The sequence below is a fragment of the Nonomuraea rhizosphaerae genome (genome assembly GCF_019396405.1).
Lineage (GTDB): Bacteria > Actinomycetota > Actinomycetes > Streptosporangiales > Streptosporangiaceae > Nonomuraea > Nonomuraea rhizosphaerae.
In genome coordinates, this window is record NZ_JAHKRL010000369.1 from 21,693 (window position 1) to 27,856 (window position 6,164).

Sequence of the window (6,164 nt, forward strand, 5' to 3'; positions counted from 1 at the left end):
TCATAATGGACAGTCGTGAGTGGACAGTCGTGAGCGGGGCCGTTCGCGCGATCGAGGCGCGCACCGGGCGGCGCTGCCTGCTGCTGCCGTCGAACCGGCTCGGCCTCTACCTGGCGTTGCGTCACTGGTGCGTGCCCGGCCAGCGGTTGCTGATGTCGCCGATCTCGGCCGACGAGATCCTGTTCCTGGTGCTGGCGGCGGGCCTGTGCCCGGTGATCGCGCCGCTGTCGCCCCGCGACGGCAACATCGATCCCGCCCGCGTGGACCTGTCCCGGGTGGACGCCGTCCTGACGACGAACCTGTACGGCCTGCCTGACGACATTTCCGCGTACGCCGGAAAAATCCTGATCGAGGATGTCGCGCACGCCATGGAGACCAGCGTCGGCGGCCGGCCGCTGGGGACGTTCGGGCAGGCCGGGGTGTTCAGCCTGTCCAAGCACCCGGGCGCGGGCTCGGGCGGCGTCCTGGCCGTGGAGGGCGACGACGACTACCGGATGCTGGAGAAGGCGAGGGACGCGCTGCTGGTGCCGGGAGCCCTCCGCAAGGAGCTGCTGACCGTGGCCACCTCCATGGGCCGCCAGGCGGCGCTCCGGCTCGGCCTCGTCCGCCCCGCGCTGCGCCTGTCCCGCCTGCTGAGGCTGGAGGAGGCGCGCGAGGGCTACCGGATCACGCTGCGGGCCGAGGCGCTCGGCCAGGTGATGCGGCAGGCGCCGTCGCTGCCGCCGTTCGACCCGTGGGTACGCGCCGACCTGCACGACTACCGGGCCCGCAGAGGCACGCTCGCGCGCTGGTACCAGTCGCGGCGGGTGGCCAAGGTGCCCGGCGAGCGGGCGCGCAGGCTGGCGGGGGTGCGCGAGCTGGCCGAGCTGCCGTCGGTGGCGGCGGCCGTGCGCGACCACCTGGACCAGCCACTGTTCCGGGTGCCGCTGCTGGTGCGCGAGCGCGACGCGGCGATCGCCGAGCTGGAGCGGCGCGGGGTGGTGACCGGCTACCTGTACGACCCGCCGTACGACGACTACGCGGGCGCCTTCACCGAGCCGTCGCCGGACCCCGGGCCCGCCAGGTGGTGGGCCCGGCACGTGCTCCCGGTGAACCCGGTGTACGCGCACCGCGCCCTGCCCGTCCTGCGCGAGCTGTCCCCGGCCGATCCCCTCGGCGCGGGCGCTACCCCTGGTCTGCCTTGACCAGCCGGACGAACGCCTTCAGCCCCCTGATCACCTCCTCGTTCTCGCTCAGCCCGTCCAGGCTCTCGTCGAAGCGGCGGGTCATGAGCGTCAGGCGGCGCCCCAGGTCGTGGTCGGCCAGCTCCAGCCCGCGCCGGGCGCCGGCCAGCTCCTCGGCGAGCTGCTTGAGGTCGCGCTCCAGGCGGTCGGTGAACGTGTCCAGGTCGTTGACCTTGTCGCGCAGCTCGACCACGTCCAGGCGGGGGTAGCGCACCTCACGGCCCAGCGCCTTGATCCGGTCGCGCAGGTGGGAGGTGTACGCCCCGGCCGGCCGGAACGCGGTCGCCAGCAGGTAGAACCCGGCGAACCAGTACCCCAGCGACGCCCCGGAGACGTACGTGACGATCGTGATCACCGCGGCCGAGGCGACGTGACCGGTGATCGCCAGCGCGAGCATGCGGCGGGCGATGCGCCGGGCCTCCTCCTCGCGGTGCTGGGCCACCTCGATGCCCAGCTCCCGGGAGATCCGGATGTCGTACAGGACCTGGCGGGCGCCGAAGCACAGGTTCCACGGGACGGTCAGGATGACCAGCAGCCACAGCAGGCAGATCCCGCCGACGCCCAGGGAGACGAGCGTGGACGGCTCGACGCCCGCGTACAGGACGAGCCAGGCGGTGATCAGCGCGGCGATCACCGAAGCGAGGAGCAACCACCATTTCATGCCTCCCAGCGTCTCCGGCCGGAGCGCGCGGGACGAGCGCTGAACTACTCAGATCGCCTCTGAGCACCTGCCCGCTCCGTGATGAGGTCGGCGATGACGCGGCAGCCGTGCCGGATGTCGGCCAGCGACGCCGACCCGTACCCGATCACCAGCCCGTGCAGCCGCTCCCACCCGTAGTGGTGACGGCCGGTGGAGTCGAGCAGCACCCCGCGCTCGCGCGCCGCCGCGACCAGCCCCGGCATCGTCTCCAGGGGCAGTTCGGCCAGCAGGTGCAGCCCGGCGGTGTCGCCGCGCAGGCGGCACAGGGGCCCGAGCGTGTCGACGATCACCGCGCGCCTGCGGGCGTACTCCAGCCGCATCCGGCGCAGGTGCCGGTCGAGGTCGCCGCGTTCCAGGAGCGTGGCGACGGCGTGCTGGACGGGCCCGCTCGTCCGGTCGCCCAGCGCGACGCGGAGGGCGGCGATCCGGTCGAGCAGCTCGGGCGGGCCGACCAGCCAGCCGACCCCGATGTCGGGGGCGAGCGTCTTGGAGAGCGTGCCGAGCAGCACCACGCGCGACGGGTCGAGCCCGTACAGCGCGGGCAGAGGGGCGACGTCGTAGCGGAACTCGGCGTCGTAGTCGTCCTCCACGACCGTCGCGCCGGTGCTCCTGGCCCAGGCGAGCAGGCGTTCCCTGCGGGTGATCGGCAGCCGGCCGCCCAGCGGGTACTGGTGCGCGGGTGTGGTGTAGAGGACGCGCAGGTCGGCGGGGAGGCCGTCGACGATCACGCCGTCCTCGTCCACGGGGCACGGCACCACCTCGGCCCCCCTGGCCGCGAACACCGTGCGCGCCACGTGGTAGCCCGGGTCCTCGACGCCCGCGCGGGCTCCCCCGCCCAGCAGGGCGAGCGCGCACAGGTCGAGCCCGTTGCCGGTGCCGCGGGTGACCAGGACGTTCTCCGGGCCGACGGTGACGGCTCTGGCCCGGCGCAGGTGGTCGGCCAGCAGCTCGCGCAGGTGCGGCAGCCCGTACGGGTCGGGCTTGTCGCCGGGCGGCAGGTCGGCGGCCTTGCGCCAGGCGCGCTTCCAGGCGGCGCGGTCGTAGTCGCGCACCCACGGGGTGCCGGGGGTCAGGTCGATCGTCCGCTCGGCGGGCGCGGGCGGGCGGGGCGGCGGCGCGGGGGCGGCCTCCGGGATGGGCGTCTCCAGGGAGGCGACGTACGTGCCCGACCCGTGCCGCCCCTCCAGCCAGCCCTCCGCGTAGAGCTGCTGGTAGGCCTCGGTGACCACGGTCCTGCTCACGGCGAGCTGGCCGGCCAGCCCGCGCGAGGACGGCAGCCGCTCCCCCGGCGCGAGCGTGCCCGCCAGCATGGCGTGCCGCAGCCAGCCGGTGAGCTGCGCCGAGAGCGGGGTCGGCGAGTCCCTGGACAGGGATACGGGCAGGTCGACGAGGGTGCGCAAGGAAGTGGTCTCCAGGAAGCGGACTTCAGTGGCCCTACGGGCTATGTCCACTTTCTCACTACCGTGGCGGCATGCTCTCCACCACACCCCGCACCACGCTCGGCCGCGAGAAGGACCGAGGCAGCGACGACCGGAACGACCTCTACAACGTGCTCGACACAGCGCTGATCTGCCACCTGGGCGTCGTGGTGGACGGGCATCCCATGGTCGTGCCCACCGGGTACGGGCGGGTGGGCGACACCCTCTACCTGCACGGCTCCACGGGGGCGAAGTCGTTGCGCGCGGGCGGCGGCGGTGAGGTGTGCGTCACGGTGACGCACGTGGACGGGATCGTGCTGGCCAGGTCGGTCTTCCACCATTCGTTCAACTACCGCTCGGCGATCATCTACGGCCGGGCCAGGGTGCTGACGGACCCGGACGAGCGGCTGACCGGGCTGCGCGCTCTGACCGAGCACCTGGCGCCGGGCCAGTGGGACTACGTGAGGCAGCCGACCCGCAAGGAGCTGGCCAAGACCGCCGTGCTGGCCCTGTCGCTGGACGAGGCGTCGGTGAAGATGCGCGGCGGCGGGCCGAAGGACGACGAGGAGGACTACGAGCTGCCCCTCTGGGCGGGGGTGCTGCCGCTGGTGACGTCCTGGGGCGAGCCGGTGCCGGATCCGGTGCTCCCAGAAGGTATCGACGTACCTGTTCACATCAGCGGCCGGGAGTAGTTCCATAATTCAGGAGCCACCTGGCAAACCTCTCTGCTTGATCGCACGTCTCATCAGGTGGGCCATCATCCTGGTGGGGGGATGCAATGGAGTGGAGTGCTCCCGGTTACACGGAGCTCAAGGAGCTCGGCACGGGCGGCAGCGGCCGTGTTGTCATGGCCGTGCACGACGACACGGGCGTCAAGGTCGCGGTGAAGTACCTGTCGGAGAAGCTGCGCCGCGACCCGGCGGCCTTGGCGCGCTTCCAGTCCGAGGCGCGCCTGCTGGTCACGCTGCGTGACCAGAACATCGCCACGATGTGGGAGTACATCCAGGACGTCGACGGCGCCGCCATCGTGATGGAGCTGGTCAACGGCGTGTCGCTGCGCGCGCTGCTGCGCGAGCACGGCACGACCGGGCCCGAGGCGGCCCTGGTCGTGCTCAAGGGCTCGCTGCTCGGCCTGGCCAGGGCGCACTCGGCCGGGCTCGTGCACCGCGACTACAAGCCCGAGAACGTGATCGTGCGCGACGACGGGGTCAGCAAGCTGGTCGACTTCGGCATCGCCGTGCAGGAGGGCACGGCCTCGCGCCCCGAGGGCACGCCCCCGTACATGGCGCCGGAGCTGTGGGACAACCTGCCCGCCTCGCCCGCGACCGACGTGTACGCGGCGACGGCCGTCTTCTTCGAGTGCCTGGCCGGGCACCGGCCCTACCGCTCGACCGAGCCCAGCGTCCTGGGCTACCAGCACATGCACGCGCCGGTGCCGGCGATCGACGCGCCCGAGCCGATCCGGACGCTGATCGAGCGCGGGCTGGCCAAGAACCCGGCCGCCCGGCCCGTCAGCGCGACCGCGTTCGTGGCCGAGCTGGAGGCGGCCGCGCGGGCCGCGTACGGCGAGGAGTGGGAGGAGCGCGGCAGGCGGCGGCTGGCCGCTCTCGTGCTGCTGCTGGCGCTGTTCCTGCCCGTGCCGCAGACGCCCGCTCCCCCGGAGGTGTCCACCTCGCTGGCGCAGACCGTGTTCCGTACGACGGTCCGCGCCGCCAGGCGGAACGCGATGCGGCTGGGCGTCGGCGTGGGCGTGGCGGCGGTCGCGGCCATCGTCACCGTCGTCGTGCTGACCAGCCGCGACGAGGGCCGCAGGCCCATCGACGTGGCGCTGGCCGGGCCCACGACGACACAGGGGCCGGCCGAGTTACCCCCGCGGGAGACGCCCGTCGCCGCGACCGAGCCACCGCGCAGCGAGGAGCCGTCCGCGCTCATCGTGCCCCCGGCCAGCACCGATCCGGCCACCAGCGACCAGGGGTCGAGCGCCCCGCAGACCAGTGAGCCGGCCACCACCGAGCCGGTGACGGTGACCGACCTGGAGACGAAGCCCGTCACGAAGCCGACGAAGTCGGCGAAGGCGGATCCCACCAAGACGCCCAAGGTCAAGATCACCCCCACGCCCACACCGACCCCCACCCCTACGCCTACTCCCACCCCGACGCCGACGCCGACGCCCACACCGACTCCCACACCGACGCCGACTCCCACGCCGACCCCCACACCGACGCCGACACCGACACCGACGCCCGAGCCGGTGACCGCGGTCGAGGCGCTCACCCTCGGTGAGCTGAGCGTCAACTCCGACAACGTGGCCGGCTCCGCGCTCTCCCTGCGCACCACCGGCACCGGCCGAGTCACCGCCACCGCCACCTGGGCCGTCGCCGGCCAGACCGTGCGCACCCAGAGCCTGCGGCTGAGCGGCGGCAGGGCCTACAGCCGCCCGCTCAGCCACACCATGGCCGAGCGCCCGTGCGGCAAGAGCGTGACGCTGACCGTCACCACCATCCCCGGCGCCCCCGGCGGATCGCGTTCGGTGACCACGACCGTGCCGCCCTGCCCCACCGAGGTCACCGGCCTGCGCGTGTCGCTGAACGTCGCCGCCTCGCCGGGCCGCGCGGCTCGCGCCCAGGTCAGGGTGGTAACCAGCGGCACGGACGAGGTGCCGGTGACGGCCGCGTTCGCGCTGAACCGCGACCAGGTCGCCACCCGTTCGGCCACGGTGTCCGGCAGGACGTCGTACGCGCGGTCCTTCAGCTACGCCTTCAGGTCCCGCCCCTGCGGGAGCACTCTGTCGGTCACCGTCCGCGCGGGCGGCCGCACGGCCAC

At 73.3% G+C, this 6,164-nt stretch carries 5 protein-coding genes; 3 read left to right on the forward strand and 2 right to left on the reverse strand.

Going from position 1 to position 6,164, the window contains the following annotated elements; translation table 11 throughout:
* The first annotated feature begins 29 nt into the window (after nt 1–29).
* Nucleotides 30–1,184 (forward strand): DegT/DnrJ/EryC1/StrS family aminotransferase, encoded by a 1,155-nt coding sequence (locus tag KME77_RS18715; RefSeq protein WP_219469282.1) that lies wholly within the window; start codon nt 30–32, stop codon nt 1,182–1,184.
* Here the strand turns inward: KME77_RS18715 and KME77_RS18720 are convergent.
* Together KME77_RS18720 and pdxR are read right to left on the reverse strand one after the other, a co-directional pair.
* Nucleotides 1,165–1,884 carry a hypothetical protein gene (locus KME77_RS18720; protein WP_219469285.1) on the reverse strand — a complete coding sequence of 240 codons (720 nt, stop codon included), beginning with the start codon at nt 1,882–1,884 and terminating at the stop codon, nt 1,165–1,167. The genes KME77_RS18715 and KME77_RS18720 overlap by 20 nt on opposite strands.
* Before the next feature lie 44 nt (nt 1,885–1,928).
* Nucleotides 1,929–3,323, reverse strand: a complete 1,395-nt coding sequence (gene pdxR, locus KME77_RS18725) for a MocR-like pyridoxine biosynthesis transcription factor PdxR (RefSeq protein WP_219469288.1) — start codon at nt 3,321–3,323, stop codon at nt 1,929–1,931.
* 71 nt (nt 3,324–3,394) lie between these two features.
* Here pdxR and KME77_RS18730 point away from each other — a divergent pair, with 71 nt between their 5' ends.
* On the forward strand, nt 3,395–4,033 hold the full coding sequence (locus KME77_RS18730) for a pyridoxamine 5'-phosphate oxidase family protein (RefSeq protein ID WP_219469292.1): 639 nt from the start codon (nt 3,395–3,397) through the stop codon (nt 4,031–4,033).
* Nucleotides 4,034–4,119: 86 nt separating this feature from the next.
* On the forward strand, nt 4,120–6,164 hold a 2,045-nt coding region (locus KME77_RS18735), incomplete at its 3' end, for a serine/threonine-protein kinase (RefSeq protein ID WP_219469295.1).